Raw genomic sequence first — 20,628 nt, 5'->3', positions numbered from 1 at the left:
GGCCGTCCAACCCAACGCCGAGGGGGCCGTCATGGTGTTCCGCAGCAGCTACGCAGATGTCCCGGCCGTCGTCGAACCCATCCACGAGACCGTGCTCGCACGCGCCGCCGAGTTCGGCGACACCGTCGCCCTCGTCGACGGGGTGAACGGCACCACCGTCACCTACCACCAGCTCGATCTGTTCCACCGGCGGATCGCCGCCGCGCTCGCCGACGCGGGCCTGCGCAAGGGGGACGTGCTGGCCCTGCACAGCCCCAACACCGTCGCCTATCCGGCCGTTTTCTACGGGGCCACCCGGGCCGGCGCGTCCGTCACCACCGTCCATCCGCTGTCCACGGCGGACGAGTTCGCCAAGCAGCTCCGCGACTCGTCCGCCCGCTGGATCGTCACCGTCTCCCCGCTGCTGGAGGTGGCACGCAGGGCAGCCGAACTGGCCGCCGGGATCGAGGAGATCTTCGTCTGCGACCGGGCGGACGGACATGTCAGCGTGCTCGACATGCTCGGCTCGACCGCGCCGGAGCCGCAGGTCGCCATCGACCCGTCCGAGGACATCGCGGCCCTGCCGTACTCGTCGGGCACGACCGGCGTGCCCAAGGGCGTCATGCTCACGCACCGCTCCATCGCCACCAACCTGGAGCAGCTGGCGCCGTTCGTCCCGATGGGGCCGGGCGACCGGATCCTCGCCGTGCTGCCCTTCTTCCACATATACGGCTTGACCGCCCTGATGAACGCGCCGCTGCGGCACGGCGCGACCGTTGTCGTGCTGCCCCGCTTCGACCTCGACACGTTCCTCGCCGCCATCCAGGAACACCGCATCAACGGCCTGTACGTCGCCCCGCCGATCGTCCTCGCGCTCGCCAAGCACCCGGCGGTCGCGAAGTACGACCTGTCGTCGCTGGAGTACATCGTCAGCGCCGCCGCCCCGCTGGACGCCCGGCTCGGCGAGGCATGTTCGAAACGGCTCGGCCTGCCGCCGGTGCGGCAGGCGTACGGCATGACGGAGCTGTCACCCGGCACCCACGTCGTGCCGCTCGCCGTCCAGGCCCCTCCGCCCGGCGCCGTCGGCCTGCTGCTGCCGAGCACCGAGATGCGCATCCTCGACCTCGACGGCTCCGGCCGGGAGGTGGGCGTCGGCGAGGACGGCGAGATCGTGATCCGCGGCCCGCAGGTGATGAAGGGCTATCTGGGCCGGCCAGAGGCCACAGCCGCGATGATCGACACCGACGGCTGGGTGCACACCGGCGACATCGGCCGGGTCGACGACGACGGCTGGCTGTTCGTCGTCGACCGGGTCAAGGAGCTCATCAAGTACAAGGGCTTCCAGGTCGCCCCCGCCGAGTTGGAGGCCCTGCTGCTCACGCACGAGTCGATCGCGGACGCGGCGGTCATCGGGGTGTACGACGGGGACGGCAACGAGATCCCCAAGGCGTACGTCGTACGACAGCGCGGCGCCGAGGGCCTGACGGAGGACAATGTCGTGGACTTCGTCGCCGAACGCGTCGCCCCGTACAAGAAGGTCCGCCGGGTCGAGTTCATCGGCGATGTCCCGCGCGCCGCGTCGGGCAAGATCCTGCGGCGCGAGCTGCGGGACCGGGAAACGCTTCGAAGGAGCAGTAGTACGTGACCATCGCCACCGCACACGAACGCGGCATCACCACCCTGACCCTGGACTCCCCGGCGAACCGCAACGCCCTCTCCGCGCGGCTCGTCGGCGAACTGGCGGAGGCCCTGGGCGGGTGCGCGGAGGACGATTCCGTACGGGCCGTCGTCCTCACGCACACCGGCTTCACGTTCAGCGCGGGCGCCGACCTGAAGACGCCGCCCAGCCCGTACACCTTCGTGGAACTGCTGCGGCAGATCGTGGCCATGCCCAAGCCCGTGGTCGCGAGGGTCGCCGGTCATGTGCGGGCGGGCGGCCTCGGCCTGGTCGGTGCGTGCGACATGGCGGTGGCGAGCGCGGCCTCCGACTTCGCGTTCACGGAGGTGCGCATCGGGGTCGCTCCCGCCGTCATCTCGCTGCCGCTGCTGCCGCGCATGGACCCGCGGGCGGCGGAGCGCTACTACCTCACGGGCGAGCGTTTCCACGCGGCCGATGCGGTCCGCAGCGGGCTGCTGACACTGGCAGCCGACGACGTCGACGAAGCCCTCGCGCCGCTCCTCGACGGGCTGCGCAGGGCCTCGCCGCAGGGCCTGGCGGCAGCAAAGGAGCTGGTCACGGCTAGGGTGCTGGAAACCTTCGACCGGGACGCGGAAGACCTGGTCCGGCGCTCGGCCACGCTGTTCGCATCGACCGAGGCGCGCGAAGGGATGACGGCCTTCCTCGAACGACGGGACCCCGCATGGGTGTTGTGACGCCACCGACCCCCAAGTCGCCCAAGCAGGACCGCAGCCGGGCCACCCGCCAGAGGCTGCTGGAGGCCGCGGTGGCGTGCCTGGCCGAGGTCGGCTGGGCGGGCTCGACGGTCTCGGTGGTCGCCGAGCGCGCCGGCGTCTCCCGCGGGGCGGCACAGCACCACTTCCCGACCCGGGAGGACCTGTTCACAGCGGCCGTCGAGTACGTCGCCGAGGAGCGCTCGCAGGCGCTGCGGGAACTCCCGTCGCGCGGCCGTGCGGCCGTCGTCGCGGCCCTCGTCGACCTGTACACGGGCCCGCTGTTCCGGGCCGCGCTGCACCTGTGGGTGGCGGCCTCCAACGAGGAGCAGCTGCGCCCCAGGGTCACGGAACTCGAGGCGAAGGTCGGCCGCGAGACCCATCGCATCGCGGTCCGTCTGCTGGGCGCGGACGAGTCCCGCCCGGGGGTGCGCGAGACCGTCCAAGGCCTGTTGGACATGGCCCGCGGCCTGGGCCTCGCCAACCTCCTCACGGACGACGCGGCGCGGCGGCGGCGAGTGGTGGCGCAGTGGGCGGCGCTGGTGGAGGAAGCCCTGGGGTGAACGCGTGACGACTCGCTCCGCCGCACCGGACCTCCGGGGCGCGCGGTGGGGTGCGCGGTCGGCGCGCGCACCCCGGCAGCGGGGCGGCGGTCAGCCGACGATGTCCTCGAAGCCCTCGATCTCGCGCGGGTTGCGCGTGCCCGGGCCCACGTAGCGGGCCGACGGGCGCACCAGGCGGCCCGTGCGCTTCTGCTCCAGGATGTGCGCCGACCAGCCGGCCGTACGGGCGCAGGTGAACATCGACGTGAACATGTGCGCCGGGACCTGCGCGAAGTCCAGCATGATCGCGGCCCAGAACTCGACGTTCGTCGCCAGCACCCGGTCCGGGCGGCGATTGTGCAGCTCCTCCAGCGCCGCCTTCTCCAGTGCCTCCGCGACCTCGAACCGCGGCGCGTCCAGCTCCTTCGCCGTACGGCGCAGCACACGGGCGCGCGGGTCCTCCGCGCGGTACACGCGGTGACCGAAGCCCATCAGGCGCTCACCGTTGTCCAGGGCGCGCTTCACATACGCCGTCGCGTCGCCGGTGCGCTCGATCTCCTCGATCATGCCGAGGACCCGGGACGGCGCACCGCCGTGCAGCGGACCGGACATCGCACCGACCGCGCCGGACAGCGCGGCGGCGACATCCGCGCCGGTGGACGCGATGACGCGGGCGGTGAACGTCGACGCGTTCATGCCGTGCTCGGCGGCCGACGTCCAGTACGCGTCGACGGCCTTGACGTGCTTGGGGTCCGGCTCGCCACGCCAGCGGATCATGAACCGCTCGACGATGGACTCCGCCTTGTCGATCTCGCTCTGCGGCACCATCGGCAGGCCCTGGCCGCGTGCACTCTGTGCCACGTACGACAGCGCCATCACGGCCGCCCGCGCCAGGTCGTCGCGGGCCTGCGCCGCGTCGATGTCGAGGAGCGGCTTGAGGCCCCAGACAGGGGCGAGCATCGCCAGCGCCGACTGCACGTCGACCCGGATGTCACCGGAGTGCACGGGGATCGGGAACGGCTCCGCGGGCGGCAGCCCCGGGTTGAACGCACCGTCGACGAGCAGGCCCCACACGTTCCCGAAGGAGACATGCCCGACCAGGTCCTCGATGTCGACGCCCCGGTAGCGCAGCGAACCGCCCTCCTTGTCCGGTTCGGCGATCTCCGTCTCGAACGCGACGACTCCCTCGAGTCCAGGTACGAAGTCGGACATCAGGCGGCTCCTCAAGATGTGTGCGTCATGCGGCGGCCGACCGCGTGGGCCGGTCACCCCGGTGATGCCCCGTGCGGCCGGTGGTCACCCGAACGCCGGGAGGCAGGCACGATATCCCCTGCTGTATGGAGGCCACAGTGGCCCGACCCTAGATTTTGGCGGGTACGTCTGGTGCGGGGAAGCGTGACATCCGGCACACTGCCCCAATTCGGCCCGGGAGGATTGACGGCACTCCGTGCCGGGCAGACTCGGTCGCTGCGGCAGGATGGCGTTGTGACCGACCACGCCGCCAACGACTCCGCCGCCGACGAGCCCGCCGTCCCGGACGTCACCGTCTCCGGCCTGCCCCTGCCCGATCCGGCGGAGACCAGGCTCGTCGTGCCCGACCCGGCCGTCATGCGCGAGCAGTACCGTTCCACACCGCTCGACGAGACCCGGCTGGCGAGCACGCCCATGGAACAGTTCGCCCGCTGGTTCGCCGAGGCCGCCGCCGCGGCGCTCCTGGAGCCCAACGCGATGATCGTCTCGACGGCCACGCCCGACGGCCGGCCGTCCTCGCGCACGGTGCTGCTGAAGCAGTACGACGAGGGCGGCTTCGTCTTCTTCACCAACTACGACTCACGCAAGGCCCGCGAGATCGACGCCAACCCGTACGTCTCGCTGCTCTTCCCGTGGCACCCCCTCGAGCGCCAGGTCATCGTCACCGGCCGGGCGTCGCGCGTCGGGCGCGACGAGACCGTCGCGTACTTCCGCACCCGCCCGCACGGCTCCCAGCTCGGCGCCTGGGCGAGCGACCAGTCGGCGGTGATCGACTCCCGCGCCGATCTGCTGCGACGCTACGAGGAGTTGACCGCCCGCTACCCGGACGGCGAGCAGGTCCCCGCGCCCGCGCACTGGGGCGGCATCCGCGTCGTTCCCGACGCGATCGAGTTCTGGCAGGGCCACGAGAACCGCCTCCACGACCGGCTTCGGTACGTCCGCACGGACGGGGACGGCTGGACGATCGAGCGGCTCGCGCCGTAGGGAAGGCCGCCAGGCTCGTCCTGGGACCTGGCCGGGGCCTCTCCACCGGGCTCAGGCGTCGCCCGGGAGCTCCTGCGCCGTCCGCAGCGCGGCGTCCACCGCCGCGGGGATGTCCGTCACCGGGAACTGCACGTGCCGCACCGTGCGCTCCCGGTCCACGACCAGCACCGCCCGCTTCAGTCGCAGCGACTGCCCGGCCCGGAAGGTCGGCAGCCGCAGTGCCGCCGACAGCCGCGCGTCCATGTCCGACAGCAGAGGGAACGGGATGCCCTCCGCCTTGGCGAATTCCCTCTGCTCGTCGGGACGTTGTGTGCTCACGCCGCGTACGGCGGCGCCGGCCGCGGTGAAGTCGCCGTACGCGTCACGGAAGAGGCGGTTCTCCAGGGTGCAGCCGACCGTGCCCGGTATGTCCGACCAGTTGTCGGGCAGCGGACTCGGCCGTCCGGTCGCCGGGTAGCAGAAGAGCACCGTCGTCGTCGCGTCCCCGTCGAGGGGGTCCAGCTGCTCGCCGAGGTGCCCGGGCAGGGTGATCCGGGGGAGCCGCGTGCCCGGGAGGGCGAGCATCCGGCGGGCATCGGCGCCGTGCTCGTCGGACGAGCCGGTGAGCGTGCCGTCGCCCAACAGCCAGCGGTCGGACCAGTCCTGCATGGATACCAGCACGGGCAGCAGCGCCCGGCCGGCGTCGGTGAGCCGGTACTCGTGGCGCACCGGCCCATGCTGATAGGGGACCTTCTCCAGGACGCCGCTGTCGACGAGGTGCACCAGCCGCTCGGCGAGCACCTTGCGGGAGATGTCGAGCTCCTGCTGGAGCTCGTCGAAGCGGTGTCGACCGCGGGCCGTCTCCCGTACGAGCAGCAGGCTCCACCAGTCGCCGACGACGGCCGCGGCCTGGGCGATGGCGCAGGCGGCGTCCCTTTCCGGTACTGCTCGGGCCATGGGCTTCTCCTGTCTGGGCTTCGGTGCGGTGCGTGCCGGGTGGGTGGAGTGCGGTGCGGTGCGTGCCGGGTGGGCGCGGCGCGGTGCGGAACCATCTTGCGCCATGTGGTGAGTTCCCGATAGAAACCCCTTATAAGTTCCCAATGGAAACTCACTCTCGGGGGAGGCGCCGTGCCCATAGCCTGGGCAACCGCATGGCGCACCTGGCAGATGACCAGGCGCGCCTACCCATGGACCTACGCCGTCGGCACGGTGCTGCCGGCGGCACTCACCATCTCGCTCGCCTACCTGGGCTTTCGGGCTGTCGGCGGTGGCAGCGTCGGCGACGACTTCAGCAGCGGCAGCGGCACCACCGCCTACCTCGCCTACATCGCGGTGGGCGCGACCGCCTTCCAGTTCGCCGTCCGCCTCATCCTCTGGTCGGCCAAGGCGCTCATCACCGAACAGCGCCAGGGCACCCTCGCCGCGATCCTTGTCGCACCCGCCGGCCGGCTGCCCTACCTGCTCGGCTTCACCGCCTTCGCCGTACTCAGCAGCCTCGTCGAATTCCTCACCCTCGGCGTCGTCATCGCCGCCCTCGGCATCTCCATCCCCGTCGCTTCACCCCTCGGCGCACTCGCCGGAGCCACTGCCCTCGTCTGCGCGGTCTTCTCCGTCTGCGTCGGGCTCGGCGGACTGATGATCGCCGCGGGCGAGGCCCACATCTCGCAGAACACCGTCTTCATCGTGCTCGGCCTGCTCGGCGGCTTCACCTTCCCCCGCGACTACCTGCCCGCCCCCGCCCAGTGGCTCGCAGAAGCCCTCCCCACCACCGCCGCCATGGACGTGCTGCACGGCTCCCTCACCGGCGGACAGACCCTCGCCGAACTCGCACCCCGCCTCGCCGTCGGAGCCGCGCTCACCGTCGCGTATCTGCTCCTCGGCCTGAAGTACCTGCCCCGTGCCGAGACCCGGGCCGTCGAAAGGACCTACTGACCATGCAGGGCATAGCCGTACGAGCACTGCGCAAGGACTTCCCGGTGCGCGACAGGGGCATCTTCGGCCGGCGCACCACCAAGACCGCAGTCGACGGCCTCGACCTCGACATCCCGCCGGGCCGTATCACCGGCCTCCTCGGCCTCAACGGCGCCGGCAAGACCACCACCATCAAGACCATCGCCACGCTGCTGCGGCCCACTTCCGGCACCGTCACCGTCGACGGCCTCGGCACCGTCACCGACGCCCGCGCCGTACGCCGCCGCATCAACCTCATCGCAGGCGGCGAACGCATGGTCTACACCCGTATGACCGGCCGCGAGAACCTCTGGTACTTCGGTCAGCTCTACGACGTCCCCAAGGCCCGCCTGCGCACCCGCACCGACGAACTCCTCGCCCTCGTCGGCCTCACCGACGCCGCCGACACCATGGTCGAACGCTACTCGCGCGGCATGACCCAACGCCTCGCCATCGCCCGCGGCCTGGTCAACGAACCCGCCTACCTGCTCCTCGACGAACCCACCCTCGGCCTCGACGCCCCCATCGCCCGCGACCTGCGCCGCGTCGTCGCCGACCTCGCCGCCGCAGGGACCGGCGTGCTCCTCACCTCCCACTACCTGGCCGAGGTCGAGGAACTCTGCGGCCACGTCTACGTCATCTCCGCCGGCCGCCACCTCGCCGAAGGCAGCCCCGCGCAGCTGAAGGCCGCGACCGGGAGCCACCGCACCGTACGCATCACCGTCACCAACCCCGGCGAACGCACCGACGCCGCCGTCGCACCCTTCGGCGCTTCCACCCGACTCCTGCCCGACGGAACTCAGTTGGTCACGCTGCGCCACCCTGACGACATCGCGGGACCGCTCGCCGCCGCGATCGTCGAAGCGGGCGGCTCCATCGGCGGCCTGGAGATCGCCGAAGCCAGCCTCGAGGACGCCATCCTCACCCTCGCCGACGCGCCCGAGGCGGCCATCGCATGAGCCACGCATCGCGCGTCCTTGCCGCCGAGACGCTCAAACAGCACCGCAGGCTCTTCGGCCGGCCGCTCGTCGTCTTCTCCATGATGGTGTGGCCGGTGCTCCAGCTCGCCACCACCTACTACACGCTGCGTCCGGTCACCACGGCGTCCGCCGCCGCCGCGAACTGGCCGCTCGCCGCCGACCCCGACCGGCTGCTCGCCTTTCTGGCCACCGGCACGCTCGCCTACGCGTTCTTCTTCTCCCTCGTCCAGTCCGCCTGGCACCTCTCCTTCGAACGCGCCACCGGCACCCTGGAACTGCTCTTCCTCTCCCCGGCGGGCCGCCTCACCCTCATGATCGCCAACGGTGCCGGCGCGCTCCTCCAGAACGCCTGGCTGCTGACCTGCTTCACGATCGCCGCTCTCACCGGCTTCGGCGCCCTCGTCGTCTCCGCCTGGTGGATGTACGGGGTGGTCTTCCTGGCGCTGCTGATCCCGGCGGTCGCCTGGGGAGCGTTTCTCAACAGCCTGCTGGTCTTCTCGCGGGACTCGGCTTTCCTCTACACGATCCTGGACGAGCCCCTGTGGTTCGTCTCGGCCGTACGCCTCCCGAACTTCGCGCTGCCGGCCCTCGTCCAGATCGTCGGCGCGGTCTTTCCCCTGACCGGCAGCCTCGTCGCGGTCCGCGGCGCCCTCCTCGAGGGCCGCACCCTCACCGACCTGGCCCCGACCCTCACGGCCCTGGCCGGACTGAGCGCTCTGCTGCTGGCGGCGGCGGCGGGCATCCTGCGCGTGGGGGAGGCCCGGTCACAACGCACGGGCAAACTGAGCCTGGCCTGACATCCCCGCGGACGGCCCGGCGCCCACGCGGACGGCGTGGGTTTCTCGCGGGACGGCCTGGGGTTCCCCGCGGACGAGCCGGTGTCCCCCGCGGACGGGCCGGAAAACGCAGACGACCCGTGGGCCTTGGTCCCTCCGTCCGGACGGAGGGAGCCGGCCGGACTTACCGGCGGCCCACGGGTCGGGTGACTGCTTGGGTTTTCGGCAGACGACCTGCCGAGGTGCACAGAGTGCGACGGCAGGCGGTCAGCCCGCAGCCACCTCGCTTGTCCGGTAAGAAATCACTTCCGGATCACCTCCTTTCTGAGCGTGGCAACGACCCTAGGTACTGGTCCGGGGCGGATCAACCCCTTTTCTTCGAATCCCGGCAGCGGGCGTACGAGCAGTCGCCGGCACCCCCGGGACGACCTGCGGTTTCGGGTCGGCTTCGCATGTTCGGGCGCCGGGATTTCACGAAACACTGTGTGTCCTGGGTCACGTTCGCGTTCAATGATCTGAGGTGCCAAGACTTGAGGTGCATCGGCGCACGTGGACACGTCCTGCAGGGGGTGCCGGGATGAGTGCTTCCAGGAGTGAGATCACCGACGAGCTCGACGCCGGAGGGCCCGAGCCGGGGCCGCACGGGGCAGACCTGCTCGCGGCGCTGCTCGACGGGATGGACGCCGCGCTGTGCGCGTTCGACGCCGGCGGGGTCGTGACGCACTGGAACCGCGAGGCGGAGCGGATCCTCGGGTGGTCGGCGCAGGAGGCGGTGGGGCGGCGGGGCTTCGACGGCTGGGCCGTGCGCAGCGCCGACGCCGACGAGGTGCAGGCGCGCCTGATGGGCGCCATGTCCGTGCCGGGACGGCAAGTGCACGAGTTCGCGCTGCTGCGCAAGGACGGTGGGCGGGTGCTCGTACGCACCCAGTCGGCGCGGGTGCTCGGAGCGGACGGCAAGCCCGCGGGCGTTTACTGCGCCTTCAGCGAGGTGCATGCGCAGATCGACCTGGAGCGGTCCATCGCGTTGAGCGAGGCGCTCTTCGACGACGCGTCGTGGGGTGTCGTACTGGTCGACGTGGATCTGCGGCCGGCGGTCGTCAACGGGGAGGCGGCCCGCGCGCTCGGTGCGGGGCGTTCGTCCGCGCTGGGGCGACCGCTCGGCGAGCTGCTGGAGCAGGGCGTGGAGGAGCTCGAGGGCGCTTTGCACCATGTGCTGGCGGAGGGCGCCCCGCGAGGGCTCATGGATCTGTGGGTGGTCGTCGCCACGGCAGACGGGCAGCCGCAACGGCGCTGCTGGCGCAGCGGGTTCCTGAGGCTGGCCTCGCCGCTGGCGGAGGAGCCGGTTCCGCTCGGGGTGGGATGGCTGTTCCACGACGTGACGGACGTCAAGCTTGCCGAGCAGGAGGCGGACCGGTTGCGCTTCCGGTCCAGCCAGCTGCACCGTGCAGGCCGCGCGGCCTCGGAGTGCGAGGACCCGATGGAGGCGGCGACCGCCTATCTCGACTTCGCGCTGGCGGGCTTCGCCGACCATGTGCTGCTCGACGTGGCAGATGCCGGCGGTGAGCGCCTGGTCCGGGCCGCCGCGTCGCCCGCGGGGGCGCCGGGCCCGTGTGCCGGCTCGCCGAGCGGCGGCCTGCCGGTGCGCTACCTGCCCGGCCACCCGGTGTTCCAGGCCATGGATCGGGTCGGCTCGGTCCGGGCGAGCTGCGGCGCGAGGGGCACGCCCGCGGACTGGGCGGACCAGCGCCAGTGGCCGAGAGACGCGGCCCATGCGCTGTGCACGGTACTGCGCTGCCGCGGCCGGACGCTGGGCGTCGTGACCTTCCTCCGGGGCGCTGCCAGACCCGCGTTCGAGCGCCCGGACGCGGTGTACGCGGAGAGCGTCGCGGTGCTCGCCGCGGCGGCGCTGGACCTGACGCAGGCGACGGGCAACTGACCGCCGCGTGCGTGGCCGTCGCGCGTGCGGCCGCACGCCCCGCGCGGCCCTCTCATGCCGCCGTCGTGCCGCGCGTGGCCGTCCTGAGCGTGCCGTTCCCCGGACAGCGGTTTCACGTGCGGTCGTTTCGCGTGCGGCCGCACGCGCTGCGCGGCCCTGTCGCGCACGACCCGGACCGCGTCGCGTGGCTGTCCCGAGACTGCCGTGTGGCGGTGCGCGGCCGTCACGTGCCGCGTGGCTGTCCCGAGGCTGCCGTCGGGGTGCGCGGGCGTTGCGTGTGCCGGACCGCGTCGCGTGGCTGTCCTGAGCGCTGCTGTTCCCTGGGCAGCGGTTTCACGTGCGGTCGTTTCGCGTGCGGCCGCACGCGCTGCGCGGCCCTGTCGCGCACGACCCGGACCGCGTCGCGGGGCTGTCCCAAGGCTGCCGTGTGGCGGTGCGCGGCCGTCACGTGCCGCGTGGCCGTCCCGAGGCCGCCGTCGCGCCGCGCGTGGCTGTCCCGAGGCCGCCGTACAGCGGTGCGCGGGCGTTGCGCGTGCAGCCGGACCGCGCCGCGGGGCTGTCAGTGGCGGAAGAAGATGCGGTCGCCGTACTCGTCCATCACGCGGCCGTTCCACTCGTGACCGCCGTCCACGTTGCCCGAACGGAGCAACGGCGGTTCGATGTCGCGCTCGGCGAGCTGTTCCGCGGCCGCGGCCATCGTCGCCTGCATCAGGGCGCTGGTCACGACGGTCGACGCCGGGGCGAACGGCGCCTCGATCCGCTCGTGCGTCAGTTCCGCGTCGCCGACGGCGATATGGGAGTCGAGCACGATGTCGCAGTGGTCCTTGAGGAACGTGCCCGACGCGTGCCGGGACTTCGTCTCCTGCGCGTACGCGACGGATGTCACGCCGATCACGGTGAGGCCGAGCGCCCGGGCGTTCATGGCCATCTCGACGGGCAGGGCGTTGCGGCCGGACAGGGAGATGATCACCAGCAGGTCTCCCGCGCGGGCCGGGCTGGAGTCGAGCACCGCGCCGGCGAGGCCGTCCACGCGCTCCAGCGCGGAGCCGAGGGTGGCGGGCATGACATCGACGCCGACCACGCCCGGGACGACGAGCAGGTTCATCAGGGCCAGGCCGCCTGCCCGGTAGACGACGTCCTGCGCGGGGAGGGAGGAGTGACCCGCGCCGAACGCGAAGAGCCGGCCGCCCGAGGCGACGGTGTCGGCGATTGCGGAACCGGCTGCCGCGACGTGCGCGGATTCCTCGTCCCGTACGCGCTGCAGCAGACCGATCGCGGCTTCGAAGTACTGACCGGCCAGTTTGCTCTCGCTCATCGCCGAGCCCTTTCCTCAGGGGTGAGGGAGTACCGGTGGTACCCGTGTCGCGGATCACGTTGCGGTCTGGACCATTGCCCTGTCAATACGGGGCCGGGTCGGGCACGGCACGGTTGTCGGCGGGATGCGCAAGAATTGAGCCGGGGCCAGCGCACGACTTTCACGTCACAGCATCGAGGGGCACGTATGTCCGGACTGATCGACACGACGGAGATGTATCTCCGCACCATCCTCGAGCTCGAGGAGGAAGGTGTGGTGCCCATGCGGGCCCGAATCGCGGAGCGGCTCGACCAGAGCGGTCCGACGGTCAGCCAGACCGTGGCGCGTATGGAGCGCGACGGGCTGGTGACGGTCGCGGGCGACCGGCACCTGGAGCTGACGGAGGAGGGCCGCCGGCTCGCCACGCGCGTGATGCGCAAGCACCGGCTCGCCGAGTGCCTGCTCGTCGACGTGATCGGCCTGGAGTGGGAGCAGGTCCACGCGGAGGCGTGCCGCTGGGAGCACGTGATGAGCGAGGCGGTGGAGCGGCGCGTGCTCGAGCTGCTGCGCCATCCGACGGAGTCGCCGTACGGGAACCCCATCCCGGGCCTGGAGGAGCTGGGCGAGAAGGCGGAGGCCGACCCGTTCCTCGACGACAGCATGGTCTCGCTGGCCGAGCTGGACCCGGGCACGGACGGCAAGACGGTCGTCGTCCGCCGGATCGGTGAGCCGATCCAGACCGACGCCCAGCTGATGTACACGCTGCGGCGGGCGGGCGTGCAGCCCGGTTCCGTGGTGAGCGTGACGGAGTCGGCGGGTGGGGTGCTCGTGGGCAGCAGCGGTGAGGCGGCGGAGCTGGCGGTGGACGTGGCCTCGCACGTGTTCGTCGCGAAGCGGCAGGCCTGACGGCTCCGTGCCTCGGTGCTCGCCGGTGACGGCCCCGCCCCTCTGTCTGTGAGGGGCGGGGCCGTTCGCTTGCGCGCCCCGGGGGGCCCTTGCTTCACCGGCAGAGACGTGGTGGAGAGATGCGGCGGAGGTGGCCGGTCCGGGGCGGCTTTCCGGTGGCCGATACCGTTTTCCGCCCGGAATGGCAGCGCCCGGGCGAATCGCGTGCCACCCTGTGGCTGAGGCATATGACCACGGTCGGGGGTGGGGTCCCCGCCGAAGGCTGGGGGAGGGAGCCGCGTGATGCGCCTGTCGTGCGCCCCGTGCGTAAACCGGAGCGAACGCCCGCGCGGCGTCTCGCTCGTCGACCTGCGCGAACGCATGCGCGGTTTCTCGCCCGACGAGCCGCGCCGGGCGGGGTCGTCGCCACGCCCTGCGGCGCGCCGCATGCCGTGCCGTGTCCGGAGCCGCCTGCCGCGCCGCCGTCTCCGCGGCGACTCCCCGACATGGAGGAGTCCCGGCGCCCGAGGGCGCCGGGACCTGTCCTCCCCTGTACTGACCCGGAGCCCCGAGCTCTCAGGGTCAATCCCGTCGGACCGTTTTCCCCGAGCGGCCCGCCTCCCGCTGAAGATCTCCCCTCGGCAGAGCTGGTCAATCCCCCAGCTTGGTCACTCGATCGAGGGGTGTTGCGCGGCAGAACCGCGTTTTCGAATACAAGTTCGATAGTCTGACAGCGTTCTACACGGGGCTCGTGAGGAGCCGGCCCGACTCGGGGGAGAGAAGGGGGTGCCAGGCCGAATGGTGCGGCGCATCGATGTGACCGGAGCAGGCGGTGTACGCCTGGCTGCCTGGGAGTTCGCGGACCCGCCGAAGGGTCGCGGCGAGGGGGAACAGGCCCCCGGAGTCTTATTGCTCCACGGACTGATGGGCCGCGCCTCGCACTGGGCGTCCACGGCCCGCTGGCTCAGCGAGCGTCACCGCGCGGTCGCGCTCGACCAGCGCGGCCACGGCCGCAGCGACAAACCGGCCGACGGCCCGTTCGGACGCGAGGCGTACGTGGCGGACGCGGAGGCCGCGATCGAACAACTCGGCCTCGCGCCGGTGACCTTGATCGGCCATGCGATGGGCGCCCTGACCGCCTGGCAGCTCGCGGCCAAGCGCCCGGACCTGGTCGGGGCCCTGATCATCTGCGACATGCGGGCCTCGGCGCTGGGGGCGGCGTCGCAGCGCGAATGGGAGGACTGGTTCCGCTCGTGGCCCGTCCCGTTCGCGACCCTGGCCGACGTCCGCAAGTGGTTCGGCGAGGACGACCCCTGGGTCGAGCGGCCGAACGCGGCACGCGGGGAATTCTTCGCCGAGGTGATGGCGGAGCGCGCCGACGGTTGGCGGCCGGTGTTCTCCCGCCGCCAGATGCTCATTTCGCGGGAGACATGGGTCCACGACGCCCACTGGGAGGAGCTCGCCCAGGTCCGCTGCCCCACCCTGGTGGTCCGCGGCCTCGACGGCGAACTGGGCCGCGCGGAGGCCCAGGAAATGGTCCGCGTCCTGCCCCGCGGCCAGTACGGCGAGGTCTCCGACGCCGGCCACCTGGTCCACTACGACTGCCCGTCCGGCTGGCGCACGGCCATCGAGCCCTTCCTGGACGGTGCGTTGACGCCGTGACGGACCGAACCACCAGGTTTCGCCGTGGTGTCATTGTGCGTCTTCTGTGACGCCGAGCTGCCGCCGTCGGCGGCGGATCGCGCCGGCTCAGTTGAGGGGTTGGCGGATCTCCTCGCGGACCTGGGCCGTCGTCGCCGCCGCCGACTCGAGGTCGATGTCCTCCGGTGACTGCTTCGCCGTCTCGTCCGTGACGAGGGTGACCGAGACGTTCGTGTTGTCGTCCGCCCAGGCGCAGATGGGGAGATGGCCCGTGCCGCCGCCCGCCTGGTCCATCGTGACGACCTGACAGGTGATGGTGACCTCCGACCCTGCGGGCGTGAAGTCCTTCGCCGGTACGGCGAGTGTGGAGCCGTCGGCTCCGGCCGCGCCCCTGAGGATGCTCTCGCGGGCGGTGTCCGGGTCCTTGATGAGGCCGTACAAACCGGAGAGGACCAGGACGCCGCCCTCGGACGTCGAGGTGTACTGCGCCACCGTGGCCTTCGGGTCACGGATGTTGGACTCGTCGACGGTGGAGGACTCCAGCTGCTTCTGCCGTTCCGCGGACTGGTCGTCGGCCAGCTCGTACGTGCCGTCGAGCAGCGTCTTCGGCGCCGTCAGCCCGTACTCGGCCGCCGGGAAGCTGCTTTCGCCGCCGCCGCTCGAGGAGCTGGAGCCGCGGTTGCCGAACCAGGCCAGGCCGAGGAGCAGCGCGACGAGTCCGAACGCGAGGGAGATGGTCAGGCCGGTGCGATTCTTACGCTTCGGCGGCGGGACCGGCGGAGCGTAGGGCAAAGGGCCGCCCCAGCCGCCCCCCGCCCCCGGGTAGGGCTGCTGCTGCCCGTAGCCCGGCTGCGGGTGCGGGGGTTGCTGCTGCGGGTACTGCGGCTGGCCGTACGGATTCGGCTGCTGCCCGTACGGGTTCGGCGGTGTCGACATGGACACGACGCTACTTCACCGTACGGGCACCCAGCGTGCCGGGCCCGTCACCCCTTGCTGACCGCCGTCAGGATCTCCGGCAGCCGCCTGGCCGTCTGCGGCGCCGCGAGCCGTACGCCCGCCCATGCCATCAGCGCGCCGTACGCCGTGCCCACCGGCAGGGGCAGCCACTGTGTTTCTGTACCGGACCCGGCAGCGGCGTTCAGCCAGATCGTGAGGACGATCACGGGGGCGCACAGCAGCGCCACCATGAGCATCCCGCCGAGAATGGAGAGCCAGGCGAGCCCGCCCTGCCCCGGCGCGACGTTCTTGTACGCGCTGTCCTGCGGGATCGAGTACGGGAAGCGCGCCGACGCCCACGCGCCCGACGCCACCATCGCGCCCAGCAGGGCGAACGACAGGCCCAGCACCTCCGGCAGGTCGTGCCAGCGGCCGAGCGTCGCCGCCGTCAGTACCGAAACGAGTGCCATGTACGGGAGGGTGATCAGCAGCAGCGCCAGTGCCCGCGCCCGGAGTTCGGCGTACGCGTCGCGCGTGGAGGAGATCGTCAGCGCCACCATCCAGAAGGCCGAGGTGTCCTGGCCGAACTGGTTGTACATCATCATGCCGAGCATCCCTGCGGCGAAGCAGGCGAGGTAGATCGAGCCCGTACCCTGCAGGGCGTTGAAGATCGGCACGATCAGTCCGATCGCCAGGGCCGTCACCCACGCGCCCTTCGTCTTCGGGTCGCGCCAGATGTACCGAAGTGTGCGCTGCATCACCGCTCCCGTGCGGCCCTCCGGAAGCAGCCCGTGCAACCCGGAGGAGGACGCCTTGCGGGCCGGTTCCGACGCCGCCGCGAGCGTCGATCCGTCCGGGGCGGTCATCAGCTTCGTGAGGCTGCGCCGCCACGCCCGCAGCAGCAGGACGAGCGCCAGGGCGGACAGGGCGAGTTGGGCGAGCGTGGCGCCGTACGCGCCGTCGCTCGCCGAGTCCACCGCGCCGATCGCGGACGCCGGCGGCACCCACCGCACGATCGACGCCGCCGGGGCCAGGGCCGCGAGCCCGCCCGCGTCGCCGAGGCGCTGCATGCCGAAGTTCACGAACTGGATGCCCACCGCGACCACCAGGCCGCTGAGCACCGCCAGGTCGCGGCCCTTGCGTGACGTGAGCAGCCGGATGTTCGCCGCGGCGACCGCACGGGCCAGTGCCAGACAGACGAGCAAGGTGAGCGGGACGGCGACGACCGACACGATCAGCGCGAAAGCGCCGTGGGACAGCGCGAACACCGAACCCACCACCACGCAGAGCGTGAACAGCGGCCCGATGCCCACGAGCGACGCGACGAGCAGCGCCGACACCAGCGGCCCCGGCCGCAGCGGCAGCATCACCAGACGCGTCGGATCGAGGGTTTCGTCGCCGCTCGGGAAGAACAGGGGCAGCACCGCCCAGCCGAGTGCAAGCAGTCCTGTCAGCAGGACGACGAGCGACGCGGCGTGCTCGTTGCCGCGCAGCAGGAGCAGCCCCAGCAGTTGGAGAGCCGCGAACAGCAGCACGAAGACCATGGAGACGATGTACGCGGCCCGGCGGCCCGAGGACCGGCGCAGCCCGTTGCCGAGCAGGGACAGCTTCAGCCGGACGAAGACGGAGGTCAGTGACGCCGTACTCAACGGGCACCGCCGCCGAGCCAGTCCAGCGACTCGCCGCTGTCCCGGCCGTGTGCGCCGACCAGTTCCAGGAACGCGGCCTGCAGCGACGGGGCGTCGCCGCGTACTTCGGACAGCGGGCCCTGCGCGCGGATGGTGCCGGCCGCCATCACCGCCACCCAGTCGCACAGCGACTCGACCAGCTCCATCACATGGCTGGAGAAGACGACGGTCGCCCCGGACGCGGTGTACCGCTCGAGAACCCCGCGGATCGTCTGCGCGGACACCGGGTCGACGCCCTCGAACGGCTCGTCGAGGAAGAGCACCTCGGGGTTGTGCAGCAGCGCGGCCGCCAGCCCGATCTTCTTGCGCATGCCCGTCGAGTAGTCGACGACCAGCTTGTGCTGCGCGCCCGCCAGGTCCAGTACGTCCAGCAGCTGGCCCGCACGCTTGTCGACCTCCTCGCCGGGCAGGCCGCGCAACCGGCCGTTGTACGCGAGCAGTTCACGGCCCGACAGACGTTCGAAGAGGCGCAGGCCCTCCGGCAGCACGCCGATACGGGACTTGACCTCGACCGGGTCTCGCCACACGTCGTGCCCGGCGACCTGGACACGGCCCTGGTCCGGCCGGAGCAGACCGGTGATCATCGACAGGGTCGTCGTCTTGCCCGCGCCGTTCGGGCCGACAAGGCCGATGAAACTGCCGGCGGGCAGCGTCAGGTCGATCCCCGCGACGGCGATCTGCTCGCCGAACCTCTTCCACAGCCCCTCGACGTTTACGGCGGGCGGCGCAGGTGGTGCTCCGCCCGTCTCGGTCCCGCCTGCCTCGTCAACCACCTGGTCCGGCATGTGTTTCCGCGCCTTTCGGTGTCCCCGTGCGTGCCTGGTACGGCACTCCCGTACTGATGTACGGGTCCACCCTACGGACGCCTCGCCGGGCCGCTCCTCCGTCGGCGGCAACGGCCGGCTGCGCCCGACGGCAACGGCGGCTCACCCCCGGCGTGCCCGTGCCGCGGCCGCCTCCCTGCCGCAGGCGTACGCGAGGGGACTGATCAGCTCCTCCGCGTCCGGGAGCCAGCGGTTGGCGGGGGTGGGGCGGCGAGCCCACTGCACCGCGCCTGCCCCGCCGACCCGGGTCGGCGGGGCGGCGACGTAGTGGCCCTCGCCGCGTGCGACCACATCGAGGGAGCTCGGCGCCCAGCCCAGTTTCCTGATCAGGTCGGGGGCCTTGAGAGCAGCGCCCGGCAGTACGAAGAACAGCATCCGGCGGTCGGGCGTACAGGTAACCGGGCCGAGAGGGAGATCCATCCGCTCCATACGCGCCAGGGCGAGGAAGCCTGCCGACTCAGGGACGTCGAGGGCGTCGAAGGTGCGGCCGGTGGGCAGCAGGATCGACGCCTTCGGCTGCTTCGACCACAGTCTGCGCGCGGCCGTGGCGCTGCCGGTCGCCTGGTTCGCCCAGTCCGGCCGGGCCGCGTGCGCGCCGGGCAGGGGGCAGGCCGTGTCGCCGCACGAGCAGCGTTCCGTGCCCTCGACGGCCTCCAGCCAGGTGCCGGGGAAAACGTCCCAGTGCCGCTCTTCCGCGTACCGCACGGCGCTGTCCAGCAGCTGCTCCCCTCGCTGCTGGGGGATCCGTGCGGCTTCCGTGACTCCCATGGTGTCTTCCACGACACACTCAACTACCGCCGCCAACCCGGGTTACGGGGCGTGATGCGGTGGGCGGTGGAGCATCGATCCTGCACGTGGGGCGCACGGGTGCACGGCCGGGGGCGCGCGCGGGGCAACTCCCCGACGGGCGGGTAACCAGAGCGGGGGGACGATCGCGGGCCGGGCGGAACGGAACGGGCCCGCGCGACGCGAACAGCACGGAGGCCCGTTGGCCGCGACCACCAGGACCGGGCCCGCACGACGCGAAAGGAACCAACCCGACCAACTCTGCATTCTCCGTATATCAGCCGGGCAATGATCAACTCATTGATCATTGCGGCACCCAGGGGGTAGTTCATGGCAGCCAGGCCTCTCGTCGCCCGCCAGCCGAACGAACGGCTGCAGGCGCTCATTCAGGAAGCCGGATGCTCGAACGCCGGGCTGGCCCGGCGCGTCAACATGGTGGGCTCGGAACGGGGCGTGGACCTGCGCTACGACAAGACGTCCGTGGCGCGCTGGCTGCGCGGCCAGCAGCCGCGCGGCCGGGCGCCGGGCATCATCGCGGAGGCACTCGGCCGCAAGCTCGGCCGTACGGTGACCATCGACGAGATCGGCATGGCGAACGGGAAGAACCTCGCCACCGGCGTCGGTCTGCGGTTCGCGCCGACGGTGCCGGGAGCGATCGAGCAGGTCTGCGAACTGTGGCGCAGCGACGTGGGCCGCCGCGACTTCCTGTCGGGCTCCGCGGTCGCCGCCTCGGCCCTCGTCGAGCCCAGCCGCGACTGGCTGATCACCGGCGCGGACGCCCAGGTGGCGCGCACGGCCGGCGCGCGGGTCGGCGTCTCCGACGTCGAGGCGGTCCGCGCGATGACGGCGGCTCTGACCGAGATGGACCACCGCTTCGGCAGCGGCCACGTCCGGCCTGTCCTCGCGCACTACCTGAACAGCGTGGTCGCCGGGCTGCTGTCCGGTTCGTACCGCGAGGCCGTCGGCCGGGAGCTGTTCGCGGCGGTCGCGCGGCTGACCGAGCTCGCGGGTTACATGGCCGTGGACACCGGCCAGCCCGGCCTCGCCCAGCGGTACTACATCCAGGCGCTGCGGCTCGCGCAGGCGGCCGGCGATCGCGGTTACGGCGGATACGTCCTGGCCGCGTCCATGAGCCATCTCGCCGCCGAGCTCGGCAACCCCCGCGAGATCGCGCAGCTCGCGCGGGCCGCGCAGGAAGGCACGCGGGGCCGGGTCACGCCGAGGGTGGAGGCGATGTTCCACGCGGCGGAGGCCCGCGGGCACGCCCTGCTCGGGGACGCCCGCACCTGTCACGAGGTGGCGGGCAGGGCGGTCGCCGCGCTGGAGCGGGCCGAGCCGGGCGCGGGCGACGACCCCGACTGGATCGCCCACTTCGATCACGCGTATCTGGCCGACGAGCTGGCGCACTGCTACCGCGACCTCGGCGAGGCGGAGACCGCCGCGCGGCATGCCGCGGACGCGCTGGACGGCCACCCGGAGTCGCGGGCGAGGCGTCGTGCCATCGGCCTGGTCCTGCTGGCCTCCGCCCAGGTGCAGCAGCGCGAGGTGGAACAGGCCTGCTACACCGGCGGGCGCGCGGTCGAGCTGCTGGACACCGTGCGCTCCAGCAGGGGCGCGGAGTATCTGGAGAACCTGCAGCTGCGGCTGGAGCCGTACGCGCAGGAGCCCGCGGTCAGGGAGTTCGCCGCACGGCTGGAGCTGAGGGCGGCCGCGTGACGGACGAGACAGCCGCGTGAGGGACGGGACGGAGGTGACGGGGGTTACGGTTCGGCGCCCGTAAGGCCTTTCTGCCGTACATGAACAGCG

General features: G+C 72.0%; 18 protein-coding genes. 11 read left to right on the top strand and 7 right to left on the bottom strand.

All coding sequences use genetic code 11. From position 1 onward, the window contains the following. The first annotated feature begins 31 nt into the window (after nt 1–31). The 3 genes from ACIQ7Q_RS16530 to ACIQ7Q_RS16520 are packed head-to-tail and all read left to right on the top strand — an operon-like array spanning nt 32 to nt 2,933. A complete protein-coding gene (locus ACIQ7Q_RS16530) occupies nt 32–1,624 on the top strand; it encodes a 4-coumarate--CoA ligase family protein (RefSeq protein ID WP_403861534.1) in 1,593 nt (530 codons plus the stop codon). Next, nucleotides 1,621–2,352: an enoyl-CoA hydratase family protein gene (locus ACIQ7Q_RS16525; protein WP_403861531.1), complete on the top strand. Its 732-nt coding sequence runs from the start codon at nt 1,621–1,623 to the stop codon at nt 2,350–2,352. The genes ACIQ7Q_RS16530 and ACIQ7Q_RS16525 overlap by 4 nt, the downstream gene beginning before the upstream one ends. Further along, the gene (locus ACIQ7Q_RS16520) at nt 2,340–2,933 is read left to right on the top strand and encodes a TetR/AcrR family transcriptional regulator (RefSeq protein ID WP_403861529.1); all 594 of its coding nucleotides are present in this window, start codon (nt 2,340–2,342) and stop codon (nt 2,931–2,933) included. Before ACIQ7Q_RS16525 ends, ACIQ7Q_RS16520 begins: the two co-directional genes overlap by 13 nt. Nucleotides 2,934–3,023: 90 nt before the next feature. Here ACIQ7Q_RS16520 and ACIQ7Q_RS16515 read toward each other — a convergent pair whose 3' ends face one another. Next, on the bottom strand, nt 3,024–4,124 hold the full coding sequence (locus ACIQ7Q_RS16515) for a citrate synthase 2 (RefSeq protein ID WP_403861527.1): 1,101 nt from the start codon (nt 4,122–4,124) through the stop codon (nt 3,024–3,026). A 396-nt stretch (nt 4,125–4,520) separates the two neighbouring features. Here ACIQ7Q_RS16515 and pdxH point away from each other — a divergent pair, with 396 nt between their 5' ends. Then, nucleotides 4,521–5,147: a pyridoxamine 5'-phosphate oxidase gene (gene pdxH / locus ACIQ7Q_RS16510; protein WP_403862167.1), complete on the top strand. Its 627-nt coding sequence runs from the start codon at nt 4,521–4,523 to the stop codon at nt 5,145–5,147. A 51-nt stretch (nt 5,148–5,198) separates the two neighbouring features. On the opposite strand, the gene ACIQ7Q_RS16505 is transcribed toward pdxH, so the two are convergent. Then, a complete protein-coding gene (locus ACIQ7Q_RS16505; RefSeq protein WP_403861524.1) occupies nt 5,199–6,083 on the bottom strand; it encodes a winged helix-turn-helix transcriptional regulator in 885 nt (294 codons plus the stop codon). A 171-nt stretch (nt 6,084–6,254) separates the two neighbouring features. Here ACIQ7Q_RS16505 and ACIQ7Q_RS16500 point away from each other — a divergent pair, with 171 nt between their 5' ends. From ACIQ7Q_RS16500 to ACIQ7Q_RS16485, 4 genes are all read left to right on the top strand, one after another. Next, entirely contained in the window at nt 6,255–7,058 is an 804-nt protein-coding gene (locus ACIQ7Q_RS16500) for an ABC transporter permease (protein WP_403861521.1), read from the top strand. Between the two features lie 2 nt (nt 7,059–7,060). Next, entirely contained in the window at nt 7,061–8,035 is a 975-nt protein-coding gene (locus ACIQ7Q_RS16495; RefSeq protein WP_403861518.1) for an ABC transporter ATP-binding protein, read from the top strand. After that, nucleotides 8,032–8,853, top strand: a complete 822-nt coding sequence (locus ACIQ7Q_RS16490; protein ID WP_403861515.1) for an ABC transporter permease — start codon at nt 8,032–8,034, stop codon at nt 8,851–8,853. Before ACIQ7Q_RS16495 ends, ACIQ7Q_RS16490 begins: the two co-directional genes overlap by 4 nt. A 556-nt stretch (nt 8,854–9,409) precedes the next feature. Next, nucleotides 9,410–10,768 (top strand): PAS domain-containing protein, encoded by a 1,359-nt coding sequence (locus tag ACIQ7Q_RS16485; RefSeq protein WP_403861512.1) that lies wholly within the window; start codon nt 9,410–9,412, stop codon nt 10,766–10,768. A gap of 559 nt (nt 10,769–11,327) precedes the next feature. Here ACIQ7Q_RS16485 and ACIQ7Q_RS16480 read toward each other — a convergent pair. Continuing rightward, nucleotides 11,328–12,083, bottom strand: a complete 756-nt coding sequence (locus ACIQ7Q_RS16480) for an SIS domain-containing protein (RefSeq protein WP_403861509.1) — start codon at nt 12,081–12,083, stop codon at nt 11,328–11,330. Nucleotides 12,084–12,269: 186 nt separating this feature from the next. Here ACIQ7Q_RS16480 and ACIQ7Q_RS16475 point away from each other — a divergent pair, with 186 nt between their 5' ends. Together ACIQ7Q_RS16475 and ACIQ7Q_RS16470 are read left to right on the top strand one after the other, a co-directional pair. Next, on the top strand, nt 12,270–12,968 hold the full coding sequence (locus tag ACIQ7Q_RS16475; RefSeq protein ID WP_403861508.1) for a metal-dependent transcriptional regulator: 699 nt from the start codon (nt 12,270–12,272) through the stop codon (nt 12,966–12,968). Nucleotides 12,969–13,745: 777 nt separating this feature from the next. Next, nucleotides 13,746–14,609: an alpha/beta fold hydrolase gene (locus ACIQ7Q_RS16470; protein ID WP_403862164.1), complete on the top strand. Its 864-nt coding sequence runs from the start codon at nt 13,746–13,748 to the stop codon at nt 14,607–14,609. Between the two features lie 87 nt (nt 14,610–14,696). Here ACIQ7Q_RS16470 and ACIQ7Q_RS16465 read toward each other — a convergent pair whose 3' ends face one another. From ACIQ7Q_RS16465 to ACIQ7Q_RS16450, 4 genes are all read right to left on the bottom strand, one after another. Beyond that, nucleotides 14,697–15,524, bottom strand: a complete 828-nt coding sequence (locus ACIQ7Q_RS16465; protein ID WP_403861505.1) for a hypothetical protein — start codon at nt 15,522–15,524, stop codon at nt 14,697–14,699. Between the two features lie 47 nt (nt 15,525–15,571). Continuing rightward, nucleotides 15,572–17,173: a transporter gene (locus tag ACIQ7Q_RS16460; protein WP_403861502.1), complete on the bottom strand. Its 1,602-nt coding sequence runs from the start codon at nt 17,171–17,173 to the stop codon at nt 15,572–15,574. After that, nucleotides 17,170–17,997: an ABC transporter ATP-binding protein gene (locus tag ACIQ7Q_RS16455; RefSeq protein ID WP_403861499.1), complete on the bottom strand. Its 828-nt coding sequence runs from the start codon at nt 17,995–17,997 to the stop codon at nt 17,170–17,172. Before ACIQ7Q_RS16455 ends, ACIQ7Q_RS16460 begins: the two co-directional genes overlap by 4 nt. Before the next feature lie 141 nt (nt 17,998–18,138). After that, nucleotides 18,139–18,804, bottom strand: a complete 666-nt coding sequence (locus tag ACIQ7Q_RS16450; RefSeq protein WP_403861496.1) for a bifunctional DNA primase/polymerase — start codon at nt 18,802–18,804, stop codon at nt 18,139–18,141. A gap of 348 nt (nt 18,805–19,152) precedes the next feature. Here ACIQ7Q_RS16450 and ACIQ7Q_RS16445 point away from each other — a divergent pair, with 348 nt between their 5' ends. Continuing rightward, nucleotides 19,153–20,538, top strand: a complete 1,386-nt coding sequence (locus ACIQ7Q_RS16445) for a transcriptional regulator (protein ID WP_403861493.1) — start codon at nt 19,153–19,155, stop codon at nt 20,536–20,538. Nucleotides 20,539–20,628: the final 90 nt, after the last annotated feature.

Origin of the sequence: Streptomyces sp. NPDC096176 (genome assembly GCF_044763255.1) — a bacterium.
GTDB lineage: Bacteria > Actinomycetota > Actinomycetes > Streptomycetales > Streptomycetaceae > Streptomyces.
This window is presented reverse-complemented; position numbering and strand designations above follow the sequence as displayed.

Excerpts from the sequence above, each read along its gene's own strand:
- ACIQ7Q_RS16530 (WP_403861534.1), top strand. The coding sequence starts at position 32 with ATGGTGTTCCGCAGCAGCTACGCAGATGTCCCGGCCGTCGTCGAACCC.
- ACIQ7Q_RS16520 (WP_403861529.1), top strand. The coding sequence starts at position 2,340 with ATGGGTGTTGTGACGCCACCGACCCCCAAGTCGCCCAAGCAGGACCGC.
- ACIQ7Q_RS16515 (WP_403861527.1), bottom strand. The coding sequence starts at position 4,124 with ATGTCCGACTTCGTACCTGGACTCGAGGGAGTCGTCGCGTTCGAGACG.
- pdxH (WP_403862167.1), top strand. The coding sequence starts at position 4,521 with ATGCGCGAGCAGTACCGTTCCACACCGCTCGACGAGACCCGGCTGGCG.
- ACIQ7Q_RS16505 (WP_403861524.1), bottom strand. The coding sequence starts at position 6,083 with ATGGCCCGAGCAGTACCGGAAAGGGACGCCGCCTGCGCCATCGCCCAG.
- ACIQ7Q_RS16495 (WP_403861518.1), top strand. The coding sequence starts at position 7,061 with ATGCAGGGCATAGCCGTACGAGCACTGCGCAAGGACTTCCCGGTGCGC.
- ACIQ7Q_RS16490 (WP_403861515.1), top strand. The coding sequence starts at position 8,032 with ATGAGCCACGCATCGCGCGTCCTTGCCGCCGAGACGCTCAAACAGCAC.
- ACIQ7Q_RS16485 (WP_403861512.1), top strand. The coding sequence starts at position 9,410 with ATGAGTGCTTCCAGGAGTGAGATCACCGACGAGCTCGACGCCGGAGGG.
- ACIQ7Q_RS16480 (WP_403861509.1), bottom strand. The coding sequence starts at position 12,083 with ATGAGCGAGAGCAAACTGGCCGGTCAGTACTTCGAAGCCGCGATCGGT.
- ACIQ7Q_RS16475 (WP_403861508.1), top strand. The coding sequence starts at position 12,270 with ATGTCCGGACTGATCGACACGACGGAGATGTATCTCCGCACCATCCTC.
- ACIQ7Q_RS16470 (WP_403862164.1), top strand. The coding sequence starts at position 13,746 with ATGGTGCGGCGCATCGATGTGACCGGAGCAGGCGGTGTACGCCTGGCT.
- ACIQ7Q_RS16465 (WP_403861505.1), bottom strand. The coding sequence starts at position 15,524 with ATGTCGACACCGCCGAACCCGTACGGGCAGCAGCCGAATCCGTACGGC.
- ACIQ7Q_RS16455 (WP_403861499.1), bottom strand. The coding sequence starts at position 17,997 with ATGCCGGACCAGGTGGTTGACGAGGCAGGCGGGACCGAGACGGGCGGA.
- ACIQ7Q_RS16450 (WP_403861496.1), bottom strand. The coding sequence starts at position 18,804 with ATGGGAGTCACGGAAGCCGCACGGATCCCCCAGCAGCGAGGGGAGCAG.
- ACIQ7Q_RS16445 (WP_403861493.1), top strand. The coding sequence starts at position 19,153 with ATGGCAGCCAGGCCTCTCGTCGCCCGCCAGCCGAACGAACGGCTGCAG.